Genomic DNA, 22,395 nt, shown 5'->3' on the forward strand with positions numbered 1-22,395 from the left:
GTTACTGAACCCAAATTCCGCCGGTCCCTACCCGATAATCCGGAAAACCAAATCGGGAGACCGGCGTGAAGCTAGAAACGCGAAGTATCGAATTTGTCCCACACGCCGAGCGTTATGGCACGCCTAAACGATTGTTCACCATCTGGTTCAGCTCCAATTTCCAGATAACCGCCCTGATGGTCGGCACCCTGGGCGCTGCGTCGGGGCTAAGTCTGGGCTGGACCTTGCTGGGTCTGTTGGTCGGCAACCTGATCGGCACCGTGTTCATGGCCGCGCATTCTGCCCAGGGGCCTCACCTGGGCGTGCCACAGATGATCCAGAGCCGAGCCCAGTTCGGTGTCCATGGTGCCGCGCTCCCTCTGCTGGTGATGGTCACGGCCGCAGTCCTGTTCCTCGCCGCCAGCGGCGTGCTGATGCGCAATGCCCTGCAGGCGCTGGTGCCCATGAGCGATGACCAGGCCATCGTGGTGGTCGGCTTGCTGACTTTTGTCATCGGCTTTGTCGGCTACGAACTCATCCACCGCCTTGGGGCATGGATGAGCCTGTTGTCCACGCTGGTTTTTGCCGGCGCCCTGGTGCTGATCCTGCTGCATCCCGGCGACATGGCAACCACAACGGCAGTGAGTACCGGCTTCTCGTTCACCGCCTTCAACCTGATCGTGGCCCAGTCGGCCTCCTGGACGCTGGGGTATGGCCCCTATGTAGCCGATTACTCGCGTTACCTGCCGGCCAACGTCAACCCACGCGCCACGTTCTGGGCCACCTATTGCGGTTGCGCGCTGGGCTCCTTCGCCATGATGGCGCTCGGCGCGCTGGTGGCGGTGGAATTGCCCTCGGCACTGGGGCATGACCCGGCGACAGCCATTGCCGCGTTGTTCGGCCCGTGGGCGCCGTTGGCGCTGGCAGTGATCGCGCTGGGGGTGATCCAGTACAACGTCTTGTGCCTGTACAGCGCCTACATGTCGTCGGTCACGATCTTTGGCGCCTTCAAGACCATCCGGCGCGTAACCGCGACGGCCAAGGCCTTGGTGATGGCTGGGCTGACCGCAGCGGCAACGGTGATCGCCATCGCCACCCAATACAATTTCGATACGTTCTTTGCCGACATCCTGATCGGCCAGCTGTACCTGTTGATCCCATGGAGCGCGATCAACCTGGTGGATTACTACTGGGTATGCCGAGGCCACTATGATGTGGGGGCGCTGTATGACTCCAAGGGGCGTTATGGGTGCTTCAATCGTCGAAGCCTGGCGGTGTACGCCGTGTCGATCATCGGTACCATCCCGTTCATGAAGCTGTCGTTCTACACGGGCTTCGTGGCCGAGTGGCTGGGGGCGGATATCAGTTGGGCGATGGGGTTGATCCTGGCCGGTGCGCTGTATTGCATGGTCCATGGACGCGAGAGCAACCGGCTTTCGACAACCATGAATGCGCACCCCTGACTTGGCTTTGACACAGAAAGGGGCCGCGTTGCGGCCCATCGCCGGCAAGCCAGCTCCCACAGGTACTGCGCACGTCTCGAATTTTGCGCGGAGCCTGTGGGAGCTGGCTTGCCGGCGATGTGCTGCGAAGCAGCCGGCAATATCAAGCTGACTTGATCGGAGAATCCCTGAGGGTTAAAAAATCAGATTTTGCCCCTTTCTTGTAGGGCATTTCCCAAAGATACTGCCACCCATTGTGGTGTTCTGAGTTGACCTCTAGTCTCGGCTGGTCGTTGCAATCCAACGACCGGCTTTGACAGGCCGACTCAAATTACAATCCCCAGCTTTGTCTTCAATGGCGGCTGTGCGTGGGGCGCCTTCGGGCGCGCCGGGTTTCTCAATTTGACCGGTCTGTCAACCCGTGCACAGCTGCCACCCTTTGTTTGACAGCAAATGGCGGTAGTCCCCAACTACAAATTGAGGGTTACACCATGCTGAAGATAGTCCCCGATCCACCCTGCAACCTCCACTCCCTGGAAGACACGCTGCTGATGGCCGCGGATTACGCGCTATGCGCCGAAGCCGTTGCTCAGCAAGCGGTTTTGATGCAACCGAGATCACCCGTCTCGGTATTGATGATGGCGTCAATGCACGAGCTGGAGACCCTCCGCAAGTTGCTTGAATCAGCGCTGGCTCAGGTCCAAAAACCAGCAGATCCGCAGACGCTGCATTAATCCGCATCATGATTCGCCTGGGGCTGCCTCTGTGGGAGCCCGGCTTGCCGGCGATAGGGCCAGCCCAGGCACTAGAGATTTCGGGGGAGATTGAACGATGTCTACAGAAGAAACCAAATTCACCGTCGGCAAAACCACCTTCTACCAAGGTGAAAACCAGACCCATCCGCTATTCCGTATCGAGGCCGGCATCCCTTGCCAGAGCGCCCGCGAACAAGCTTCGGAGCTGATGGGCTACGCGCGAGACATGACCCTGGACGGCTTGATGGAAGACAAACCCCAGCTAATCTGGGCTTCGCACTACCTCTGTGCCTTGGCCAAGGCGCTCATGGATGATGCTGAACTGGGCATGATGAAAACCCCTTGAACCACTCTCAGGCGTAATGCCAGTCAGTCAAACAATTTGGGGCCGCTTTGCGGCCCATCGCCGGCAAGCCAGCTCCCACAGGTACTGCACATGTCTCGAATTTTGCGCGGAGTCTGTGGGAGCTGGCTTGCCGGCGATGGGCTGCGAAGCAGCCCCGGCAATATCAAGCCTCGCTCATGTCTTCCAGCCGACGCGGCACAGGCTCTTGCGATACACGCCCGCTCAACCCCGCCCGCATGTCGTTGCCACTCGGCTGCTGATACAGGCTCAAGCCAAACTCCGGCAACACCGCCAGCAGATAATCGAAGATATCCCCCTGAATCCGCTCGTACTCAGCCCACGCCGTGGTGGTGGTAAAGCAGTAGATCTCCAGCGGTACACCCTCGGCGGTGGTCTGCATTTGCCGCACCATGCAGGTCATGTTCGGGTGCACGTTGGGGTGGTTCTTCAGGTAGGCCAGGGCAAACGCGCGGAAGGTGCCGATGTTGGTCAGCTTGCGGCGGTTGGCAGACAGCTCGGCCACCGGCCCCAGGGCTTCGTTCCAGCTTTGCAGTTCCTGGCGCTTGCCCGCCAGGTAATCGCGCAGAAGGCTGACCTGGGTGAGGCGCTGTTCTTCCTCGCGAGTCAGGAACCGCACGCCGGCCGCATCGATGAACAGGCTGCGCTTGATGCGCCGGCCACCGGACTGCTGCATGCCGCGGTAGTTGCGGAACGACTCGCTCATCAGGCGCCAGGTGGGGATGGAGACGATGGTCTTGTCGAAGTTCTGCACCTTCACCGTGTGCAGGGTGATGTCCACCACGTCGCCATCGGCACCCACCTGGGGCATTTCGATCCAGTCGCCCACGTGCAGCATGTCGTTGCTGGTCAGCTGCACGCTGGCGACGAACGACAGCAGGGTGTCCTTGTACACCAACAGCAGCACCGCCGACATGGCACCCAGGCCCGACAGTAGCAACAGCGGCGAGCGGTCGATCAGGGTGGCGACGATGACGATGGAGGCGAAGATCCACAGCATCATCTTGGCCAGTTGCACGTAACCCTTGATCGAGCGGGTGCGGGCGTGTTCGGTGCGGGCATAGATGTCGAGCAGGGCATCCAGCAGGCACGACAGCGCCATGGTCATGAACAGCAGGGTAAAGGCCAGGGCGACATTGCCGAGGAAGTGCTGGGCGGTGTCGGACAGCTCGGGCACCAGTTTCAGGCCGAACTGCAGCACCAGTGACGGCGTGGTCTGTGCCAGGCGGTGGAACACCTTGTTGTTGCGCAGGTCGTCCAGCCATTTCAGCGCTGGCTGGCGGGCCAGCAGGCGGGCGCCGTGCAGCACCAGGAAGCGTGCCAGGCGGCCGATGACCAGGGAAATGAGCAGCAGCACCGCCAGGCCAATGGCCGCGTGCAGCATCGGATGTTGGTCAAGGGTGCCCCACAGGTCGAGGGAGTCACGCCAGATTCGTTGGATATCCATGGGCTTGCGTACAGTCTTGTTGCCAAACGAAGCGCCATTAGAGCGCGGATGGCGACAAAGTTGCCAAAAGAAATTCGGCTAAGGCGGCAGAAAACGTTACCCTATGCAACTGAATTTTCCGCACTTGCCTGAGGTTACCTCCGTGTTCTCCCAATTCGCCCTGCACGAACGCCTGCTTAAAGCCGTGGCCGAGCTTAACTTTGTCGAGCCAACCCCGGTGCAGGCCGCGGCCATCCCCCTGGCCCTGCAAGGGCGTGACCTGCGCGTGACCGCGCAGACCGGCAGCGGCAAGACCGCGGCCTTCGTGCTGCCGCTGCTCAACCGCCTGGTCGACCTGCGCGAACGCCGCGTCGAGATCCGTGCGCTGATCCTGCTGCCGACCCGTGAACTGGCCCAGCAGACCCTCAAGCAGGTACAGCTGTTCTCGCAGTTCACCTACATCAAGTCGGGCCTGGTTACCGGCGGTGAAGACTTCAAGGAACAGGCCGCCATGCTGCGCAAGGTACCGGATGTGCTGATCGGCACCCCGGGCCGCCTGCTCGAGCAGCTCAATGCCGGCAACCTCGACCTGTCCCACGTGCAGGTGCTGATCCTCGACGAAGCCGACCGCATGCTCGACATGGGCTTTGCCGAAGACATGGAGCGCCTGTGCAAGGAGTGCGAGAACCGCCAGCAGACCCTGCTGTTCTCCGCCACCACCGGTGGTGCGGCCCTGCGCGACATCATCGGCAAGGTGCTGAAAGACCCAGAGCACCTGATGCTCAACAGCGTCTCGCAGCTGGCCGAAGGCACCCGCCAGCAGATCATCACCGCTGACCACGACCAGCACAAAGAGCAGATCGTGCAGTGGCTGCTGGCCAACGAAACCTTCGACAAGGCGATCATCTTCACCAACACCCGCGCCCTGGCCGACCGCATCTACGGCCACCTGGTGGCCAAGGACGTGAAGGCCTTCGTGCTGCACGGCGAGAAGGACCAGAAGGACCGCAAGCTGGCCCTGGACCGCTTCAAGCAGGGCAGCTCCAAGGTGCTGGTGGCTACCGACGTTGCGGCCCGCGGCCTGGACATCGACGGCTTGGACCTGGTGATCAACTTCGACATGCCGCGCAGCGGTGACGAGTACGTGCACCGCGTGGGCCGTACCGGCCGTGCCGGTGGCGAAGGCCTGGCGATCTCGCTGATCACCCACAACGACTGGAACCTGATGTCGAGCATCGAGCGCTACCTCAAGCAGCAGTTCGAGCGCCGGGTGATCAAGGAAGTGAAGGGCACCTACAACGGGCCGAAGAAGGTCAAGGCCTCGGGCAAGGCGGCTGGCAGCAAGAAGAAAAAGGTCGAGAAGAAGACCGGTGACAAGAAGGCGGCCGCCAAGCGCAAGCCAACCGCCAAGCCGAAGGCCAATGCACCGCTGGCCAGCGCCGACGGCCTGGCGCCGCTGAAGAAGCGCAAGCCTGCGGCTGAGTAACGCTCGGTAACGGTGTTAGCTTCTTCGCGGGTGAACCCACTCCCACAGCGACCCCACAGGCTTCCAGGTCTGTGCAATCCCTGTGGGAGCGGGTTTACCCGCGAAGAGGCCAGCACAGGCGACTACTATTCAGCCTTTTTCTCCGCCTCTTTCAACTCCTTGATCCGCTTGTCGATCAGCTGACACTTGTCGGGCAAATCCTTGCTCGCCGTCCCAAGCTCCATCCCTTGAAGCTCGTCATTGATCTCCTTGGCCTTCTGCGGGTTCTGCTCGGTCAACTGGGTGACCAACCCGGCCAGCTCTTCGCGTTTCTGCGTTGCTTCTTCCGGTGTGCAGGCCCAGGCGGGCACGGCGCAGAACAGGGCAGTGGCGCAGGCAATGGGCAGCAACAGTTTCATCCTTCCTACCTCCGGCGGTGGTGATGCCCGGTGGAGGCATGTGCCTGGCCGTTAGTTCAGCGCCTTCGACCGGTGGCACTTCATGGTCAGCCTGTCCCCAGTTGGGCATCTGACCTAGCCTCGATTCCGATGTCCTCGCCTGGTTCAAAGAGCAGGGTAGCGGCTACCAGACCCGGATCAACCAGTTGCTGCGCCAGTACATGCAAGCGCAACAACGCCAGCGCTGAGATATTTCGGAACGCCGGGCAACCTCGACAGGTCCCAACCTGTGTACCCCTTCCGTCCACAGCAGGAGCCCGTAGCCATGAGCATCGCCTACGACTGGGACCTGATCGAGCGTTTGCTGCACGAGGTGCAGAACGGCGCCGGTCACAGCTTCACGCCACGCCCCTATGCCGAGCAGCACGCTGCGGCACTGGCTGCCAAGGGGGAGCCGGTGGGCGACCTGGACCACCTGAAAACCCGTGCCTGCGAGTACGAAAGGTTGTTGTTCGAGCGTGGTTTCATCGAAACCCGGCCCGAAGAGGATGGCGGCAATGGCGAGAACTTCGTGCTGACCGAGCGCGGTTCGCGGCTGATGAGCCTGATCGACAGCAGCATTCCCGGCTTCGAGCACCCGCGCCAGGTGCTGGACGAGCAGGAGGATGCGCTGGACGAAACCACCTTCGAGCAGGTGTCGGCGAAGGCACAGATCGCCTGAGGTCGTTTTGAGGCTGGCAAGGGCGGCCATGGAAACCCGATAATCGGTAGTTCCTGAACACTGCCGAGCCCTTGCCCATGCCAATGACCACCGCCGAGGCCCGCCTATGAGCGCGGTCCGCAAGAACCCCGACGCCTTTGCCTTCCAGGTGATGCTGGGGCTGTGCCTGATCTGGGGTTGCCAGCAGGTATTGATCAAGACTGCCGCCATCGATATCGCGCCGGTGATGCAGGCGGCCCTGCGCAACGGCATCGCCGCCGTGCTGGTGGGCCTGATGCTGTGCTGGCGCGGGGGCTGGGAGCAGGTCGGCAGCACCTGGCGTGCCGGGGTGGTGGCGGGCGGGCTGTTCGGCCTGGAGTTCCTGTTCATTGCCGAGGGGCTGAAGCTGACCTCGGCGGCGCACATGTCGGTGTTCCTCTATACCGCGCCGGTGTTTACCGCATTGGGCCTGCATTTCAGGTTGCCCAGCGAACGCCTGCGGCTGCTGCAATGGCTGGGGATCCTGCTGGCCTTCGGCGGCATTGCCATGGCGTTTGCCGGCGGCATGTCGTTCGAGCACATAGATGGCCGCACCCTGCTGGGGGATGCCTTTGGCGTGATCGCCGGGCTGGCCTGGGGAGCGACCACGGTGGTGGTGCGTTGCTCGCGGCTGTCGGAAGCACCGGCGACCCTGACCCTGTTCTATCAGCTGGCGGTGGGCTTTGCCGGGTTGCTGCTGATTGCCTTGCTCAGCGGCCAGATCGGCGCGGTCACGCTGACGCCGCTGGCGATGGGCAGCGTGCTGTTCCAAGGGATTGTGGTGTCGTTCATCAGCTACCTGACCTGGTTCTGGTTGCTGCGCAAGTACCTGGCGTCGAACCTGGCAGTGTTCTCGTTCATCACCCCGCTGTTCGGGGTGACCTTCGGCGTGTTGTTGCTGGATGAGCCGCTGAGCCTGAACTTTGTGGTTGGCGCCTTGATGGTGCTACTGGGGGTGGTTCTGGTGAGTGCCGAGCCTTGGGTGAAGCAGCAGTTGCGTAAGTTTGTGGGGTGAGTTTTAGCCTGTTACGGCCTCTTCGCGGGTAAACCCGCTCCCACAGGGGCCGCACAATCTTCAAGGCCTGTGCAGTACCTGTGGGAGCGGGTTTACCCGCGAAGAGGCCGGCACAGGCAGCTACGATTCAGGATGCTGCCTTGGCCTGACAGGCGCTGCCCTGCTGTGCAGAGCTGCCAAGCAGCACCAGCCCCCCAGCCACCACCAACCCACCCGCAGCCACCATCAGCGCCGGCTGCAGCCCGCCGCTGTAATGGCTGCTGACCGCCGCCAGCAATGGCCCACTCAACTGCCCCAGGGCAAAGCAGGCCGTCAGCAGCCCGGCATTGCGCTGCGTGGCATGCGGCGCCAACTCCCGCGAACGTTGCATCACCAGCTGCATGCAGGCCAGGAACGGCCCACCACACAGCACCACGCCCAACGCCAGCCCGACACCCCCGCCCATCAGGCAGGCCAGTACACCCAGCCCCTGCAGCCACAGGGTGGCAGTGAGCCAGGCCGAGGTGCGGCCGCCACGCCGCAGGCTCACCAGCAGCACCCCCAGCGCCGCCGCCAGGCCGAACGCCGGCCAGAACAGGTCGGCCAGCCACTGCCCGTGGAACTGCTGGTTGGCCATTTGCGACAGGAAGGTGGCCGGCAGGATGTAACCCACGCCATACAGCGCATACACCAGCCCCAGGCGGCCGATGCCGACACTGCGCGTCGGGCCCTGGCGTGCAGCCGACGGCACCGGCGCCGCTTGCAGCGCCCTTGGCAGCCAAGGCCGGACCGCCAGCAGCATCACCAGCGCGGCCACGGCATAGATCAGCCACAGTGCTGCCGAGCCCAGCCCCCACAAATGCGCCACCAGCGCCAGCAAACCCGTCAGCGCAATGCCCAGGCCGGGCCCCGCGAACACCAGGGCACCCAGGCGCTGGCGGTTGTTTGCATTGGCCACCTGTTGGCTGAGGCTGGTGATCATCACCAGCACCCAAGCGCTGGCCACGCCGGTGCCGAAGCGCAGCAGCAGGTGGCTCCAGAACCCGTCTGCGGCCCATGAGGCCAGGGTCAGCAGCACGCACAGCCACAGCCCACCGTGCAGGCGCAGGCGCACCTGGCCCGGCGAGCGAGCGAACATGGCATCGACCGCGCCAATGAAGTAACCCAGGTAGTTGGCCGCGGCCACCAGCCCGGCGACCGTCAGGTCGAACTGGCCTTCGGCGATCAATTGGGGCAGCTGCGGGGTCAGGGCGAAACGGCCGATGCCCATGGCCATCATCAGCGCCACGGCGCTGGCCAGCAGTTGAATGAGTGGCGACATGACAAGTCTCCTGCACGGATGTAAGCGATGGCTGGCAGGTTAGGGCGGTTTCTTTTTCAATAAAATTGAATAATGATGATCAAGTTGTTCTGTTTTGGAGAATGCCGTGGAATTCAGCCAACTGCGAATCTTCCAGGCCGTGGCCGAGGAAGGTTCGGTCACCCGTGCCGCAGAGCGCCTGCATCGGGTGCCGTCGAACCTGTCGACGCGCTTGCGCCAGCTCGAGGAGCAACTGGGTGTCGAGCTGTTCCTGCGCGAACGCCAGCGCCTGCAGCTGTCGCCGGCGGGCAAGGTGCTGCTGGATTACGCCAACCGCATGTCAGCCTTGCGCGACGAGGCACTGGCCGCCGTGCGGGGCGGCCAACCGGCGGGGGACTTCGGGCTGGGGACCATGTACAGCACGGCGGCGACCCATTTGCCGGGGTTGCTGGCGCGTTATCACCAGGCCTACCCGGCGGTTAACCTGCAGGTGCGTGCGGCGCCCAGTGGCGAGCTGCTGGAAGGCCTGCTCAACCACACCTTGGACGCGGCCCTGGTGGACGGGCCACCGAGCCTGGCCGGGCTGGATGGCGTGCCGCTTTGCGATGAGCAGTTGGTGCTGATCACCAGCCCCGAGCACCCGGCGGTGCTGACTGCCAAGGACGTGGCGGGCAAGGCGGTGTTCACCTTCCGCCAGGGCTGCTCGTACCGCATGCGCCTGGAGGCCTGGTATGCCCATGCCCATACGCCAATGGGCCGGGTGATGGAAATCGAGTCGTACCAGAGCATGCTGGCCTGCGTGATCGCCGGCGCGGGTGTGGCGATGATGGCCAGGTCGATGCTCGACAGCCTGCCCGGGCGCGACCGGGTGCGGGTGCACCAACTGCAGGCGCCGTTCGATCAGGCGGTCACCTGGTTGATGTGGCGCCAGGGCATGCGCGGGGCAAATTTGCAGGCCTGGATCGACCTGCAACAAAGCGAAACGATTAACCAGTCGTCGGAATGCGCCGTTACGGCTTGATCCGTATCAAAATGGCCCGTATCTGTAGGTTTAGAGGCATGCGTAATACAGGACATAGGGCTATGATCTGTATGAAACATCGCAGGATTGAATTGCCGTGAGGCTGACCCGTCAAGGGGGCATTATGAATAAACCACTGTCCAACTGGCTCCACGACCTGGCTGTCGCCTTGGGGCTGATTCCACCACCCTTGCAGCCGGTGCCGATCCCGACTGATGAAGAGCAGCGCAAACGCCAACCGCGTCGTCGCTGATACAGACAAAGGCCGCTGCACCTGGGTGGGTGCAGCGGCCTTTTTGTGTCTGCCAGTTGTGTGTTGCCTGTACCGGCCTCTTCGCGGGTAAACCCGCTCCCACAGGTACCCCACAGCACTCGAGGCCTGTGATATTCCTGTGGGCGCGGGTTTACCCGCGAAAGGGCCTGTACAGGCAGCCGCGATCTATCAGGCCAGCTTCACCGCCGCCACCGATTTACGCGACATCAGGCTGACCACCACAAAGCTCACCAGACCAACTGCCAGGCTGTAGTAGATCGGCGTATTGGCCTCCAGCCCATCCTTGAACATGAACAGCAGCGCGGTGGCAAAACCCAGCGACATGCTGGCGATAGCCCCGGCGGTGGTAGCGCGCTTCCAGAAGATCGCGCCGATCAGCGGGATCAGCATGCCGCCGACCAGCAGGTTGTAGGCCAGGGTCAGGGCATTGATCACATCGTTCACCACCAGGGCGATGCCCAGCACCACCAGGCCGGTGAGCAGGGTGAACAGGCGGCTGACGCCCAGGCTCGACGCCTTGCCGCCACGCAGCTTGGGCAGCAGGTCTTCGGTCAGGGTGGTCGACGCAGCCAGCAGGCCGGCGCTGGCGGTGGACATCATGGCGGCCAGCGCCGCTGCCATCAGCAGGCCACGGATGCCATCGGGCAGGGTGGTCTTGATCATCTCGGCAAAGGCATTGTTCGGGTTGGCCAGGTCGGGCATCAGCACATGCGCGGCCATGCCGATCGCGGCGCAGGCCAGGCCGTACAGTACGCAGTACACACCGGCGGTGGTGCCGGCGCGCTGGCAGACCTTCTCGTCACGGGCAGTGAACACCCGCTGCCAGATGTCCTGGCCGATGAGGATGCCGAAGAAGTAGATCAGGAAGTAGGTGATGATGGTGTCCCAGCCAATGGTGGTCAGCTGGAAGCTGGCCGCCGGCAGCTTGGCCACCAGGGTGTCCCAGCCACCGGCCTTGTACAGGCACACTGGCAGCAGGATGAACATCAGGCCGACGGTCTTGATCACGAACTGGACGATGTCGGTCAGGGTGAGCGACCACATGCCGCCAATGGTCGAGTACAGCACCACCACACCACCGCCCAGCAGCAGCGAGGCCCAGAACGGCAGGTCGAGCAGCACCTGCAATACGGTGGCCATGGCCAGGGTCGAGGTGACGCCGATCATCAGTGCGTAGGCCAGCATGATCACGGCGCTGGCTTGGCGTGCGGCTGGGTTGTAGCGCTGCTCCAGCACCTGGGTCACGGTGAAGATGCGCAGGCGCAGCAAGGGCTTGGCGAGGAACAGGTTGAGGGCGATGATGCCCAGGCCCAGGGCTGCGCACAGCCAGAAGCCGGAGATGCCGTGGACGTAGCCCAGGCGCACGGTGCCGACGGTGGACGCGCCACCGAGCACGGTGGTGGCCATGGTACCCATGTACAGGACCGGGCCGAGGTTGCGCCCGGCCACCAGGTAGTCCTCGTGGGTTTTCGCGCGCCGCATGCCATACCAGCCAAGCCCGAGCATGCCGGCGGTATAGATCATTACAACAATGATGTCCAAGGCCATTGGGGGTCTCCCGATTATCTTTATTATGGCGAGATCGACCACGCGGGCGGGTTCACGGCGCCCGGCGGTCTTGTCGTGTTGTTGGCGGGCCTCAATGGCCCTCCCATATGGCTCCTGCCGGGGTACTTTCTAGAGGCTTGCACTAGTCCCCTGTGGGAGCGGGCGTGCCCGCGAAAGGGCGCAGCCCTTGCCATGCACGGGGGTTGTCAGTGCTGGCCCCTTCGCGGGCTTGCCCGCTCCCACAGGGAACGGTGTTGCTCTCGTTTAGCGGCGCACTACGCCTGGTAGCACGCAGAGCATCTCGAACAGCAGGTTGGCGCCGAGCAGCGAGGTGTTGCCGGTGGTGTCGTAAGGCGGGGAGACTTCGACAAGGTCACAGCCGATCAGGTCCAGGCCGTGGCAGCCGCGAATGATCTCCATCGCCTGGATGGTGGTCAAGCCGCCGATTTCCGGGGTGCCAGTACCAGGCGCCCAGGCCGGGTCGATGCCGTCGATGTCGAACGACAGGTACACCGGGCCACCGCCGACCTTTTCGCGCACTTCGGCCATCAGCGGTTCCAGCGACTTGTGCCAGCACTCTTCGGCCTGGACCACACGGAAGCCCTGGCGGCGGCTCCAGTTGAAGTCATCGGCAGTGTAGCCCTGGGCGCGCAGGCCGATCTGCACCACGCGCTCGCAATCGAGCAGGCCTTCTTCCACGGCGCGGCGGAAGGTGGTGCCGTGGGCGATCTTCTCGCCGAACATGTGGTCGTTGACGTCGGCGTGGGCATCGATGTGCACCAGGCCGATCTTGCCGTGTTTCTTGTGCAGCGCGCGCAGGATCGGCAGGGTGATGGTGTGGTCGCCACCCAGGGTCAGCGGGATGATGTTGTGCTCAAGGACCTCGTCATACGCTTCTTCGATGATGCGCACGGCGTCCAGCAGGTTGAAGGTGTTGATCGCCACGTCACCGATGTCGGCCACCGACAGCGAGTCGAACGGTGCAGCCCCGGTGGCCATGTTGTACGGGCGGATCATCACCGATTCGGCACGGATCTGACGCGGGCCGAAGCGGGTGCCGGAGCGCAGCGAGGTACCGATGTCCAGTGGCACGCCGATGAAGGCGGCGTCCAGGCCTTGGGCACTTTGCAGGTGGGGGAGACGGAGCATGGTGGCGATGCCGCCGAAACGCGGCATTTCGTTGCCGCCCAGTGGTTGGTGGAGGATCTTGTCCACGGTGGGCCTCATCAGTCGGTCGATTGTTCTGTTTGTTCGAACCTGTGCCGCCGCGCGCCTTCCAGGTGTGGTCTTGCCGGCGGGCAGGGACATTTCGGCCAAGTCTGCTGAAGGTAGTGCCGGGGAAAAATCGCTACCGGCAAATACTTAGTTCAGGAATTTCTGAACTAAAGGCCGGCAGAGCGGTTAGACTGCGCGCAAACACCCTTGCGGAACCGTTGCACCATGGCCTCGACCTTGCCCGACCTGAAACTGCTGCGCATCTTCGTCAGCGTGGTGCGCCACCAGGGCTTTGCCAATGCCCAGCGCGAGCTGAACCTGTCGACTTCGGCCATCAGCACCTACATGAGCCAGCTGGAAGGTGCCCTGGGCATCGTACTGTGCCACCGCGGCCGTGGCGGCTTCAGCCTGACCAGCAAGGGCGAGCTGTTCCACCAGGAAACCCTGCGCCTGCTGGCCGAGCTGGACGGTTTCGAACAGTACGCCGCCGCCCTCAAGGGCGAGTTGCGCGGCACCCTCAACCTGGGGGTGATCGACTCCACGGTCGGTGACCAGGCCTTGCCGCTGGCCGAGGCCATCGGCGCCTACAGCCAGGAACACCCGGCGGTGCACCTGCACCTGTCGGTGTCCAGCCCTTACGAGCTGCAACTGGGCGTGCAGGACAACCGCCTGGACCTGGCGATCGGGGCGTTTTCCTCGCGCATGAGCGGGCTGCTCTATCAGCCGCTGTACCGTGAGCAGCACTGGCTGTACTGCAGTAGCCGCCACCCGTTGTATGCCGAACGGCGCATCCCCGAGCAGGTGGTGACCCAGCAGCGCATGGTCGGGCGTGGCTACTGGAGCCAGGCCGAACTGGCCCGGCATGGCTTCAAGCACAGCGCGGCGACGGTGGAGAGCATGGAGGCGCAGTTGATCCTGATTCTCTCCGGGGCCTACATCGGCTACCTGCCCGAGCACTATGCCCAGGCCTGGGTCGACAAGGGCGACTTGCGCGTGCTGTCGCCGTCCACCTTTGGCTACCAGGCACCATTCTCGCTGATCATTCGCCGCGGGCGCAGCCGCGAACCGTTGATCCAGACTTTCCGCGACCTGCTGAAAAGCCAGCTCAACGTGGGTTGAAGTCCGGCACATGCTGTATTTCGTCGGCCCCCGTTAAATTGTTGGTGCCGCTGACCGACAACATAATGGCGCCCTGCTATATATCAAATCAGTGTGTGCTGCTGACTTCCTCCCTTTAATCCTGCAAGGATTGCCCAAGATGCGCATGAATTTGCCCGTCACTGAGCACGAAAGAACCTTTCCCAACGATCAGCGCCTGATTTCCACCACTGACCTCAACAGCCGCATCACCTACTGCAACGACGCTTTCGTGGCGATCAGCGGGTTCACCTACGACGAGCTGGTCGGCCAACCCCACAACCTGGTGCGCCATCCGGACATGCCTCCGGCCGTGTTCGGCCACATGTGGGAAACCATCAAACAAGGCAAACCGTGGATGGGCGTAGTCAAGAACCGGGCGAAGAACGGTGATTACTACTGGGTCAGCGCCTATGTCACGGCCGTCTACGAGCAGGGCCGCATCAGTGGCTACGAGTCGGTGCGCTCGGTGCCCACCCGTGAGCAGATCCGCCGCGCCGAGGCGTTGTACGCGCGCTTGCGGGCTGGCCGCGCGCCGGTGCCGTGGGCGGCCCGTCTGGGGCATGGCCTGGGTCACGGTTGGCCATTGATCGGTGCGGGCCTGCTGTCGGCGGCGGGCTACCTGTGGCTACCGCCCTACGCGGCGCTCGGGGTGCTGATGGCCAGCCTGCTGCTGGCCTGGTATCTGGTCGAGCACCGGCAGAACCAGGCCATCCGCCGCACGCTGGCCGAGCACCCCAAGGCCTTCACCAGCCCGCTGGTGGCACTGACCTACAGCGACAACCCAGGCCTGCAAGGCCAGCTGGATCTTGCCATCATCAGCGAGGAAGCACGCCTGCAAACGGCCTTGACCCGCCTGGTGGATGCCGGGGTCGGGGTGAAGTCGCGGGCGGCGCAGTCGTCCGACTTGTCCGATGCCCAGGCACAGATGCTCGACCGCCAGCGCAACGAGACCGACCAGTCCGCCGCCGCCATCGCGCAGATGGCGGCGACCATTCAGCAGGTTACCCATAACGTGCAGAGCACGGCGCACGCAGCGGGCGATGCCGACCAGCTGGCGCAGCAGGGCAGCGAGCTGGCCATGCAGAGCCTGCAAGCCATGGGCAGCATGAGCAATGCGGTCAACGACATCGGCCAGGCCGTCAATGCCCTGGCCGAGCAGACCCAGTCGATCGGCAGCGTGGTCGATGTGATTACCTCAATCGCCGAGCAGACCAACCTGCTGGCGCTCAACGCGGCGATCGAGGCGGCGCGTGCCGGCGAACAGGGGCGCGGGTTTGCCGTGGTGGCGGATGAAGTGCGATCGCTGGCCCAGCGCACCCGTGCCTCGACCGAGGAGATCCACCAGATCATCGCCTCGTTGCGCGCCGGGGCAGAGCGCGCGGTGAGCACCGCCAGCCGTGGCGAGCAGATCTCTCGGGACAGCGTGCACAGTGTCGAGGCGGTGCAGGCAGCGTTGAGCGGGATTGCCCAGGCGGTCAGCCGCATCACCGGCATGAGCCAGCAGATGGCGACGGCGTCGGAGCAGCAGAGCCATGTGGCCGAGGACATCAACCAGCAGATCGTGCGCATAGCCCACCTGTGCGATCAGAGTGCCGGGCAGGCCAGGCAAGGCGCGGAAATCAGCCAGGACCTGGAGCGCATGGCGGAGTACCTGCATAGCCTGGCGGAGCGGTTCAATCGTTGAGATTGCCGGGGCCGCCTTGCGGCCCTATCGCCGGCAAGCCAGCTCCCACAGGATCACCACAGGCCTGGGCCTTGTGCAATACCTGTGGGAGCTGGCTTGCCGGCGAATGGCCCGCAAAGCGGGCCCCGGTTCTGTGGCAAACTGTTCCCGCCAAGGAGAACCCCATGCCCAGACCCCGCTGCGAGCGCTGCCAGCGCCCGCTCGACCATTGCCTCTGCCCACTGATCCCCGCACTCGACAGCCGCACCCGCGTCATCCTGCTGCAGCACCCCAGTGAAACTACCCATGCCCTGAATACGGCCCGCCTGGCCGCCCTTGGCCTGAACAATGCCGAGTTGCGGGTAGGCGAGGTATTCGATGACCTGAATGAATTGCTGGCGACCCCCGGATACCGGCCAGCCCTGCTGTTCCCGGGTGACGACGCCCAGGAATTGGTGGCCTATGGCGAGACGGACGACCAACCCTTGCTGTTGATCGTGCCCGACGGCACCTGGCGCAAGGCGCGCAAGCTGTTGTACCTGAACCCGTTGCTGGAGGCGTTGCCGCGGGTGACGCTGGGGGCTGTCGCGCCTTCACGCTACCGCCTGCGCAAGGCGCCGGAGGCGGGGGCGTTATCGACTATCGAGGCGGTGGTGGGAGCGCTGAACGCGTTGGAGCAGCCTGCCTGTTTCGATGCGCTTCTGGCGCCGTTCGAGGCGTTGATCGAGGGGCAGATCAGGGCCATGGGTTTGGAGACGTTCCAGCGTAACCATGGTGCGGGGTGAGGTGGCAGTGAGGGCCCTATCGCCGGCAAGCCAGCTCCCACAGGCGCAGCGGCAGGGCTCAAGTTTGGGTTTCTACAGCTGGAACACAAAGGGTGAAGCTTGTGCTGTACCTGTGGGAGCTGGCTTGCCGGCGATGGGCCGCAAAGCGGCCCCGGCTCTCTCGAACCCGATCAACGCATATCAGGCAAACGTGCCTCGGTGCGTACTTCGGTGGTAGCCAGCGCTTCTGGCGGCAGCGAAATACGCTGCTTGGTCAACAGCTCGCCCATGGTCGCCAGCACGCGGTAGCGCGAGAACTCCTCGGTATAACGCACCTCGGTGTATCGGCGGTCGGCGTTGTACAGCTCGTTTTCACTGTCGAGCACGTCGAGCAGGGTACGTTGGCCCAGGCCGAACTGGTCCTGGTAGGCAGCACGCACGCGCTTGGTGGTCTCGGCGTATTCACGCGCAGTCGGCAGCTGCTTGCTGGCGTTGTTCATGGCGTTCCACGCCAGGCTCAGGTTTTCGGTCAGCTCACGCAGGGCGTTGTTGCGGATGTCCAGGGCCTGGTTGATCTTGTGCGCGTCGGACTGCAGGCGAGCCTTGTCGCTGCCACCGCGGAACAGGTTGTAGTTCATCTCCACGCCAGCTTGCCAGTCGTTGTTGTTGTGGCCTTTCTCGCCGCCGGTGTTGTTGTTGGCACCGGTAGCCAGAATGGCGTCGAAGCGAGGGTAGAAGGTCGACTTGGCCACTTCGTATTGCTGCTCGGCAGCATTCACGTCAGCCTGGGCAGACTTGATGTACGGGTTGTTCTGGCGCATGCCGTCGCGGGCTTCGTCGAGGGTGCCAGGCACCTCGCCCTTGATGGTCTGCGGGCTTTCCAGCTCGTCCGGCATGCGGCCGACGACGCTGAAGAAGTTGGCCTCGGCATCGGCCAGGTCGACTTCGGCGGTATCCAGGTTGTTTTCCGCCAGGGCGCGACGTGCGCGGGACTGGTCAAGGTCGGCGGTGCTGCCGACGCCGCGCTCGTTGCGCAGGCCGATCTGGTCGTTGACTCGCAGGTGGGCTTGCAGGTTGTTCCTGGCCAGGGTCACCAGTTCACGGCGCTTGAGCACTTCCAGGTACACCTCGACTGCACGCAGGGCGACATCCTGGGCAACGGCCTGGGTGTAGTAGGCGCGGGAGGTGGAGACTGCCTCGGTGCGGCCCACTTCATTCGAAGTGTTGAAGCCGTCGAAGATCATTTGCCGCAGGCGCAGCTCGGACTGGGTGTAGTTGAGGGTTTCCTTGTTGTGGTTGCCCTCGGCACGCGTCGTGGTGTTGTCCGAACGCTGGCGGCCATAGCCGGCGACCAGATCCACGGAAGGGTAGTAGCCACCACGCGCGAACTTCACATCTTCATCGGCCGACAGCTTGCTGTTGCGGTTGGAGCTGACCTGCGGGTGGTAGTCCACGGCGCTCTGGACAGCCTCTGTGATCGACATCGCCTGTACGTTGGCACTCGCCAGGGCCAACAGTAATGCACTGGTGATGGGGTTCAAAACGCGCATGGTACATCTCCCTGATCCTGGAATTGATCCTGCTGCTCGCCAAAAAAATGACGATAAAGTTATTACATATAGTGTTGCAGGTTTTTAATAACACAGCTAAGTACATTCAACGCGATAGATAAGAAGATTTCTTCATATCAAATTGCCACATAATATATAAATTGTCTAATAGGCTCGCGGAAGGACCCAGGGAATGGCAGCGGAAAAGTCCATGAAAGCCAATTAATACGGGGGTTTAACAGAGTTCCAGAATCATTTCGGATAAGGAGAATAATCGTTAGGCGAAATTGATATTTGGCGACAGAATATTGTCACTTTGGCTTGTGCAGGGTTTTCTGGCTGAGGATGTACAGGCTTACCAGTACGGCGCTGGTCAACATGAAGGTGCGCGCCCAGAACAGGGGCACCAGATAGCACGACAGGCCGATGCTGGCCCACATCAGGCCGATGGCGTAGACCTTGCCCTTGAGGGGGATGCCTTCACCACTGAGGTAGTCACGGATCCATGGCCCGAGCTTGGGGTGATGGACCAGCCAGTGGTGAAAGCGCGGCGAGCTGCGGGCAAAGCAGGCGGCCGCCAATAGCAGGAACGGGGTGGTGGGCAATACCGGCAGGAATATCCCCAACACCCCCAACGCGACGCTGAGCCAGCCGGTGGCCAGCAGCAGGTAGCGCACAGGCGACTTAGTGGTGGCGTGGCTTGAGCAGCGCCGGTTTTTCGTCTGGGGCATGCAGCAGCAGGAACAACGCCGTCAGCGCTTCGGGGATCTGTACGATCATGTCGTCCTGCAGGTTGGCGTTGCTGGCGATGTCGGCGAACTCCGGCTGCTCGTCGAACAGGCCCGAGCCGACCATGATCGGCAGCAGCATCTCGCTGACTTCTTCCTCGGCGTTCTCGAACCAGGCCTCTTCACGCAGGAATACGCCTTCCATGAAGCCGATGCACCAGCCGCGCAGGTCGGAATCGTCCGGCTCGTCGGTCAGGTCGAGGTCGCATGGCAGCTCGAACTCGTCGTCGCTGGCCAGCTGGCGGGCGATGTGCGCTTTCAGTGCCACCAGGGTAGCCTCGATCTCGGTGCGCTGAGCATCGCTGGCGTAGTGCGGCTCTTCAGCGAACAGGGCGTCGATCCACTCGCGCTCGGGCACTTCCTCGGCATTGATCGAGAGGGCGGTGAGGTAGCCGTGGGCGGCGACATAGTCCAGCGCTTCCTCGTGCAGCTCGTCGGCGTCGAGGAAGGCTTGCAGGCGGGTCAGTTGCTCGGCGAAGGACATTACAGGGCTACCTTGGGGAATAAACGATAACGAATTCTAGCACCTTGCGACGGCGGCGGGGTAAAGGGAACGTCTATCGCCGTGGTGTCCTGCGCGGGGCGGTGCTGCGGTATACTCCGCGATTTTTCATCCAGGGGCAGGGTTTGCCGGCTACCTGGCAAAAACCGCTTACGCATTTGGCGTGTGCGGGGCGGGTTTTTCGTCCAGCCTGTATCCGGGATGGTACGGCGATTTGTGGAGTTGCACATGCTCGAACAGGCTCAGCGCGTTCTCAAGGACGTCTTCGGCTACGACAGTTTCCGCGGGCGCCAGGCAGCGATCATCGACTGCGTGGCCAATGGCGGCGATGCCCTGGTGCTGATGCCCACCGGCGGCGGCAAGTCGTTGTGTTTCCAGGTGCCGGGGCTGCTGCGCCCGGGCCTGACGGTGGTGGTTTCGCCATTGATCGCACTGATGGACGACCAGGTCGCCACGCTCGACGAACTGGGTGTGCCGGCTGCTGCGCTGAACTCCACGCTGACCCCGGAGCAGCAGCGTGACCTGGCCGGGCGCCTGCGCCGTGGCGAAGTGAAGATGCTGTACCTGGCGCCCGAGCGCCTGGTGCAGCCGCGCATGCTCGACTTCCTGCGCGACCTGGATATCTCGCTGTTCGCCATCGACGAGGCCCACTGCGTGTCGCAATGGGGCCACGATTTCCGCCCCGAATACCTGCAACTGGGCCAGCTGGCCGAGCTGTTCCCGCATGTGCCGCGCATCGCGCTGACCGCCACCGCCGACATGCGCACCCGCGAGGAGATCGTCCAGCGCCTGCACCTGCAAGGCGCCGAGCGCTTCCTGTCGAGTTTCGACCGGCCCAACATCTTCTACCGCATCGTGCCCAAGGAGGCGCCGCGCAAGCAGCTGATGGCGTTCCTCGGCGAGCGCCGCGGCAACGCCGGTATCGTCTATTGCCTGTCGCGCAAGAAAGTCGACGAAACCGCCGCCTTCCTCTGTGACCAGGGCTTCCCCGCGCTGCCGTATCACGCCGGCCTGGCTGCCGAGACGCGTGCAGCCAACCAGCACCGCTTCCTCAACGAGGAAGGCCTTATCATGGTCGCCACCATCGCCTTCGGCATGGGTATCGACAAGCCCAACGTGCGCTTTGTCGCCCACCTTGACCTGCCCAAGTCGCTCGAGGCGTACTACCAGGAGACCGGCCGTGCCGGCCGTGACGGGCTGCCGTCCGATGCCTGGATGGCCTACGGGCTGCAGGACATGGTGATGCTCAAGCAGATGCTGCAGAACTCCGAAGGTGACGAGCGCCACAAGCGCATCGAGCAGCACAAGCTCGACGCCATGCTGGCCCTGTGCGAAGAAACCCGCTGCCGCCGCCAGTCGCTGCTGGCCTATTTCGACGAAACCCTCGAGCAACCGTGCGGGCACTGTGACAACTGTGTCGACCAGGTGCAGACCTGGGACGCCACCGAGCCGGCCCGTCAGGCGCTGTCGGCGGTGTTCCGCACCGGCCAGCGCTATGGCGTCGGTCACCTGGTCGATGTGCTGCTGGGCAAGGACACCGAGAAGGTGCGCAATTTCGGCCACGAGAAGCTCTCGGTGTTTGGCGTCGGCAAGGGGCTGGCCGAAGTCGAGTGGCGTTCGCTGTTCCGTCAGCTGGTGGCGCGCGGCCTGGTCGACATCGACCTGGAAGGCTACGGCGGCCTGCGCCTGTCCGACAGCTGCCGGCCGCTGCTGCGTGGTGAGGTGACCTTGCAGCTGCGCCGTGACCTCAAGCCGCAGACCACCGCCAGGACTTCGTCGTCCAGTGGCGGCAGCCCGGCCAGCCAGCTGGTGCGTGCCGAAGAGCGCGAACTGTGGGAAGCACTGCGTACCCTGCGGCGCAAGCTGGCCGAGGAGCACAGCGTGCCGCCCTACGTCATCTTCCCCGACTCGACGCTGCTGGAGATGCTGCGCAGCCAGCCGGTCAGCCTCAGCGACATGGCCCATGTCAGCGGCGTGGGCGCGCGCAAGCTGGAGCGTTATGGCCAGGCCTTCCTCGAGGTGCTGAACAACAGCGGCGGCACCGACGAAGCGCCGAAAGTGGTACTCGACCTGCGCCACGAACTGGTCAGCCTGGCCCGTGCCGGCATGACCCCGGCGCAGATCGCCGGGCAGCTCAACTGCAGCGAGAAGAACGTCTACAGCCTGTTGGCCGAGGCGTTGGGCCGCCAGGAACTGAGCCTGGAACAGGCCCTGGACCTGCCGGAAGACCTGTTGATGGAAGTGCAGGATGCCTTCCTCGATGGCGAGGGCGAGCTTCCACCGGTATCGGCGATTGCGCCACTGTTCGGGGCGCGGGTACCGGAGGGCGTGCTGTACTGCGTGCGGGCTGCGCTGGCGGCCGAGTTCGAGCTGTAAGTGACGACAGGATCGAAGGCAGAACTGCCATCTGCTGACCTTTGTCATGTTTTTTGACGATTATCGAACATTCCAGGGTGCCCGAGCCTTGCCTCGTGGGACGGGCCATGGTTAGCTGCCTAATAATTAGATCTGTTCAATGAGTTGCTTATGCCCCTGACCGACAACCAACACCGCTTCGGCATGCAGCTGGCCCAGATGTCCCGGGGTTGGCGTGCCGAGCTGGACCGCCGCCTGGCCGGGCTCAACCTGTCCCAGGCGCGCTGGCTGGTGTTGCTGCACCTGGCCCGTTTCGAAGAGGCCCCGACCCAGCGTGAGCTGGCCCAGAGCGTGGGCGTCGAAGGCCCGACCTTGGCGCGCCTGCTCGACAGCCTGGAGGCGCAGGGGCTGGTACGCCGGCAGGCGGTGCTGGAAGACCGGCGGGCGAAGAAGATTGTGCTGTGCCCGCCGGCCAAGCCACTGATCGACCAGATCGAGACCATTGCCAATCAATTGCGGGTAGAGCTGTTCACCGGGGTGGACGAGGCGGAGCTGCAGGTGTGCATGCGGGTGCATGCCAAGATCCTGGCCAACCTGGAGAAATCCTGAGGGGGCTGGGGGCGCTTTGCGGCCTTCAAGTTGCCGCTGTCCCTGTGGGAGCGGCTTTAGCCGCGAACACCGGCGCAGCCGGTGCCATGCACCGCGTCGCCTGC

Annotated in this window: 21 protein-coding genes and 1 pseudogene; 14 read left to right on the forward strand and 8 right to left on the reverse strand. The window is 63.5% G+C overall.

Annotation, left to right across the window (positions count from 1 at the left end):
- Nucleotides 1–65: 65 nt before the first annotated feature.
- From RYH74_RS05255 to RYH74_RS05265, 3 genes are all read left to right on the forward strand, one after another.
- A complete protein-coding gene (locus tag RYH74_RS05255) occupies nucleotides 66–1,442 on the forward strand; it encodes a purine-cytosine permease family protein (protein WP_085704976.1) in 1,377 nt (458 codons plus the stop codon).
- 470 nt (nucleotides 1,443–1,912) lie between these two features.
- Nucleotides 1,913–2,155, forward strand: a complete 243-nt coding sequence (locus RYH74_RS05260; RefSeq protein ID WP_075045986.1) for a hypothetical protein — start codon at nucleotides 1,913–1,915, stop codon at nucleotides 2,153–2,155.
- Nucleotides 2,156–2,252: 97 nt separating this feature from the next.
- Entirely contained in the window at nucleotides 2,253–2,522 is a 270-nt protein-coding gene (locus RYH74_RS05265; protein ID WP_019471426.1) for a DUF3077 domain-containing protein, read from the forward strand.
- Between the two features lie 163 nt (nucleotides 2,523–2,685).
- Here the strand turns inward: RYH74_RS05265 and RYH74_RS05270 are convergent, their stop codons facing one another.
- A complete protein-coding gene (locus RYH74_RS05270) occupies nucleotides 2,686–3,987 on the reverse strand; it encodes a mechanosensitive ion channel family protein (protein ID WP_075045985.1) in 1,302 nt (433 codons plus the stop codon).
- Nucleotides 3,988–4,090: 103 nt separating this feature from the next.
- Here RYH74_RS05270 and RYH74_RS05275 point away from each other — a divergent pair, with 103 nt between their 5' ends.
- Nucleotides 4,091–5,452, forward strand: a complete 1,362-nt coding sequence (locus RYH74_RS05275; protein WP_039612590.1) for a DEAD/DEAH box helicase — start codon at nucleotides 4,091–4,093, stop codon at nucleotides 5,450–5,452.
- Nucleotides 5,453–5,577: 125 nt separating this feature from the next.
- Here RYH74_RS05275 and RYH74_RS05280 read toward each other — a convergent pair whose 3' ends face one another.
- Complete coding sequence (locus tag RYH74_RS05280) at nucleotides 5,578–5,850, reverse strand: hypothetical protein (protein WP_075045984.1); 273 nt, start codon at nucleotides 5,848–5,850, stop codon at nucleotides 5,578–5,580.
- A 119-nt stretch (nucleotides 5,851–5,969) separates the two neighbouring features.
- Between RYH74_RS05280 and RYH74_RS05285 the strand changes: the two are divergent.
- From RYH74_RS05285 to RYH74_RS05295, 3 genes and pseudogenes are all read left to right on the forward strand, one after another.
- Nucleotides 5,970–6,077: pseudogene (locus tag RYH74_RS05285) on the forward strand (BrnA antitoxin family protein); the annotation flags it as partial.
- 77 nt (nucleotides 6,078–6,154) lie between these two features.
- Entirely contained in the window at nucleotides 6,155–6,550 is a 396-nt protein-coding gene (locus RYH74_RS05290) for a hypothetical protein (RefSeq protein ID WP_013973698.1), read from the forward strand.
- A gap of 106 nt (nucleotides 6,551–6,656) precedes the next feature.
- Nucleotides 6,657–7,583, forward strand: a complete 927-nt coding sequence (locus RYH74_RS05295; RefSeq protein WP_317409059.1) for a DMT family transporter — start codon at nucleotides 6,657–6,659, stop codon at nucleotides 7,581–7,583.
- 127 nt (nucleotides 7,584–7,710) lie between these two features.
- Here the strand turns inward: RYH74_RS05295 and RYH74_RS05300 are convergent, their stop codons facing one another.
- On the reverse strand, nucleotides 7,711–8,883 hold the full coding sequence (locus RYH74_RS05300) for an MFS transporter (protein WP_317409060.1): 1,173 nt from the start codon (nucleotides 8,881–8,883) through the stop codon (nucleotides 7,711–7,713).
- Between the two features lie 106 nt (nucleotides 8,884–8,989).
- On the opposite strand from RYH74_RS05300, the gene ptrR reads away from it, so the two are divergent.
- On the forward strand, nucleotides 8,990–9,883 hold the full coding sequence (gene ptrR, locus RYH74_RS05305; protein WP_317409061.1) for a putrescine utilization regulator PtrR: 894 nt from the start codon (nucleotides 8,990–8,992) through the stop codon (nucleotides 9,881–9,883).
- A 124-nt stretch (nucleotides 9,884–10,007) separates the two neighbouring features.
- Nucleotides 10,008–10,136, forward strand: a complete 129-nt coding sequence (locus RYH74_RS05310; RefSeq protein ID WP_009683677.1) for a PA1414 family protein — start codon at nucleotides 10,008–10,010, stop codon at nucleotides 10,134–10,136.
- A gap of 189 nt (nucleotides 10,137–10,325) precedes the next feature.
- Here the strand turns inward: RYH74_RS05310 and RYH74_RS05315 are convergent, their stop codons facing one another.
- Together RYH74_RS05315 and speB are read right to left on the reverse strand one after the other, a co-directional pair.
- Nucleotides 10,326–11,705, reverse strand: a complete 1,380-nt coding sequence (locus RYH74_RS05315) for a sodium:solute symporter (protein ID WP_025340155.1) — start codon at nucleotides 11,703–11,705, stop codon at nucleotides 10,326–10,328.
- Nucleotides 11,706–11,969: 264 nt separating this feature from the next.
- Nucleotides 11,970–12,920, reverse strand: coding sequence for an agmatinase (speB, locus tag RYH74_RS05320; protein ID WP_025340154.1), 951 nt, complete (start codon nucleotides 12,918–12,920; stop codon nucleotides 11,970–11,972).
- Between the two features lie 225 nt (nucleotides 12,921–13,145).
- Between speB and RYH74_RS05325 the strand changes: the two genes are divergently transcribed.
- The 3 genes from RYH74_RS05325 (at nucleotide 13,146) to RYH74_RS05335 (ending at nucleotide 16,508) form a co-directional block, all read left to right on the forward strand.
- The gene (locus tag RYH74_RS05325) at nucleotides 13,146–14,039 is read left to right on the forward strand and encodes a LysR family transcriptional regulator (RefSeq protein ID WP_025340153.1); all 894 of its coding nucleotides are present in this window, start codon (nucleotides 13,146–13,148) and stop codon (nucleotides 14,037–14,039) included.
- 139 nt (nucleotides 14,040–14,178) lie between these two features.
- Entirely contained in the window at nucleotides 14,179–15,744 is a 1,566-nt protein-coding gene (locus tag RYH74_RS05330) for a methyl-accepting chemotaxis protein (RefSeq protein WP_317409062.1), read from the forward strand.
- Nucleotides 15,745–15,908: 164 nt separating this feature from the next.
- Entirely contained in the window at nucleotides 15,909–16,508 is a 600-nt protein-coding gene (locus RYH74_RS05335; protein ID WP_085691676.1) for a tRNA-uridine aminocarboxypropyltransferase, read from the forward strand.
- Nucleotides 16,509–16,678: 170 nt separating this feature from the next.
- Here the strand turns inward: RYH74_RS05335 and RYH74_RS05340 are convergent, their stop codons facing one another.
- From RYH74_RS05340 to RYH74_RS05350, 3 genes are all read right to left on the reverse strand, one after another.
- Complete coding sequence (locus RYH74_RS05340; protein ID WP_075045977.1) at nucleotides 16,679–18,037, reverse strand: TolC family outer membrane protein; 1,359 nt, start codon at nucleotides 18,035–18,037, stop codon at nucleotides 16,679–16,681.
- A 311-nt stretch (nucleotides 18,038–18,348) separates the two neighbouring features.
- Nucleotides 18,349–18,714 carry a YbaN family protein gene (locus RYH74_RS05345; protein WP_025340149.1) on the reverse strand — a complete coding sequence of 122 codons (366 nt, stop codon included), beginning with the start codon at nucleotides 18,712–18,714 and terminating at the stop codon, nucleotides 18,349–18,351.
- Between the two features lie 7 nt (nucleotides 18,715–18,721).
- On the reverse strand, nucleotides 18,722–19,309 hold the full coding sequence (locus RYH74_RS05350) for a YecA family protein (protein ID WP_025340148.1): 588 nt from the start codon (nucleotides 19,307–19,309) through the stop codon (nucleotides 18,722–18,724).
- 246 nt (nucleotides 19,310–19,555) lie between these two features.
- Between RYH74_RS05350 and recQ the strand changes: the two genes are divergently transcribed.
- Both recQ and RYH74_RS05360 read left to right on the forward strand, forming a co-directional pair.
- Nucleotides 19,556–21,703: a DNA helicase RecQ gene (recQ, locus tag RYH74_RS05355; protein ID WP_317409063.1), complete on the forward strand. Its 2,148-nt coding sequence runs from the start codon at nucleotides 19,556–19,558 to the stop codon at nucleotides 21,701–21,703.
- A 150-nt stretch (nucleotides 21,704–21,853) separates the two neighbouring features.
- A complete protein-coding gene (locus RYH74_RS05360) occupies nucleotides 21,854–22,291 on the forward strand; it encodes a MarR family transcriptional regulator (RefSeq protein ID WP_013973685.1) in 438 nt (145 codons plus the stop codon).
- Nucleotides 22,292–22,395: the final 104 nt, after the last annotated feature.

It is taken from the genome of Pseudomonas sp. LSJ-87, from assembly GCF_032971465.1.
Taxonomy (GTDB): Bacteria; Pseudomonadota; Gammaproteobacteria; order Pseudomonadales; family Pseudomonadaceae; genus Aquipseudomonas; species Aquipseudomonas putida_Z.

Excerpts from the sequence above, each read along its gene's own strand:
- RYH74_RS05260 (WP_075045986.1), top strand. The coding sequence starts at position 1,913 with ATGCTGAAGATAGTCCCCGATCCACCCTGCAACCTCCACTCCCTGGAA.
- RYH74_RS05265 (WP_019471426.1), top strand. The coding sequence starts at position 2,253 with ATGTCTACAGAAGAAACCAAATTCACCGTCGGCAAAACCACCTTCTAC.
- RYH74_RS05270 (WP_075045985.1), bottom strand. The coding sequence starts at position 3,987 with ATGGATATCCAACGAATCTGGCGTGACTCCCTCGACCTGTGGGGCACC.
- RYH74_RS05275 (WP_039612590.1), top strand. The coding sequence starts at position 4,091 with ATGCAACTGAATTTTCCGCACTTGCCTGAGGTTACCTCCGTGTTCTCC.
- RYH74_RS05280 (WP_075045984.1), bottom strand. The coding sequence starts at position 5,850 with ATGAAACTGTTGCTGCCCATTGCCTGCGCCACTGCCCTGTTCTGCGCC.
- RYH74_RS05290 (WP_013973698.1), top strand. The coding sequence starts at position 6,155 with ATGAGCATCGCCTACGACTGGGACCTGATCGAGCGTTTGCTGCACGAG.
- RYH74_RS05295 (WP_317409059.1), top strand. The coding sequence starts at position 6,657 with ATGAGCGCGGTCCGCAAGAACCCCGACGCCTTTGCCTTCCAGGTGATG.
- RYH74_RS05300 (WP_317409060.1), bottom strand. The coding sequence starts at position 8,883 with ATGTCGCCACTCATTCAACTGCTGGCCAGCGCCGTGGCGCTGATGATG.
- RYH74_RS05310 (WP_009683677.1), top strand. The coding sequence starts at position 10,008 with ATGAATAAACCACTGTCCAACTGGCTCCACGACCTGGCTGTCGCCTTG.
- RYH74_RS05315 (WP_025340155.1), bottom strand. The coding sequence starts at position 11,705 with ATGGCCTTGGACATCATTGTTGTAATGATCTATACCGCCGGCATGCTC.
- RYH74_RS05325 (WP_025340153.1), top strand. The coding sequence starts at position 13,146 with ATGGCCTCGACCTTGCCCGACCTGAAACTGCTGCGCATCTTCGTCAGC.
- RYH74_RS05330 (WP_317409062.1), top strand. The coding sequence starts at position 14,179 with ATGCGCATGAATTTGCCCGTCACTGAGCACGAAAGAACCTTTCCCAAC.
- RYH74_RS05335 (WP_085691676.1), top strand. The coding sequence starts at position 15,909 with ATGCCCAGACCCCGCTGCGAGCGCTGCCAGCGCCCGCTCGACCATTGC.
- RYH74_RS05340 (WP_075045977.1), bottom strand. The coding sequence starts at position 18,037 with ATGCGCGTTTTGAACCCCATCACCAGTGCATTACTGTTGGCCCTGGCG.
- RYH74_RS05350 (WP_025340148.1), bottom strand. The coding sequence starts at position 19,309 with ATGTCCTTCGCCGAGCAACTGACCCGCCTGCAAGCCTTCCTCGACGCC.
- recQ (WP_317409063.1), top strand. The coding sequence starts at position 19,556 with ATGCTCGAACAGGCTCAGCGCGTTCTCAAGGACGTCTTCGGCTACGAC.
- RYH74_RS05360 (WP_013973685.1), top strand. The coding sequence starts at position 21,854 with ATGCCCCTGACCGACAACCAACACCGCTTCGGCATGCAGCTGGCCCAG.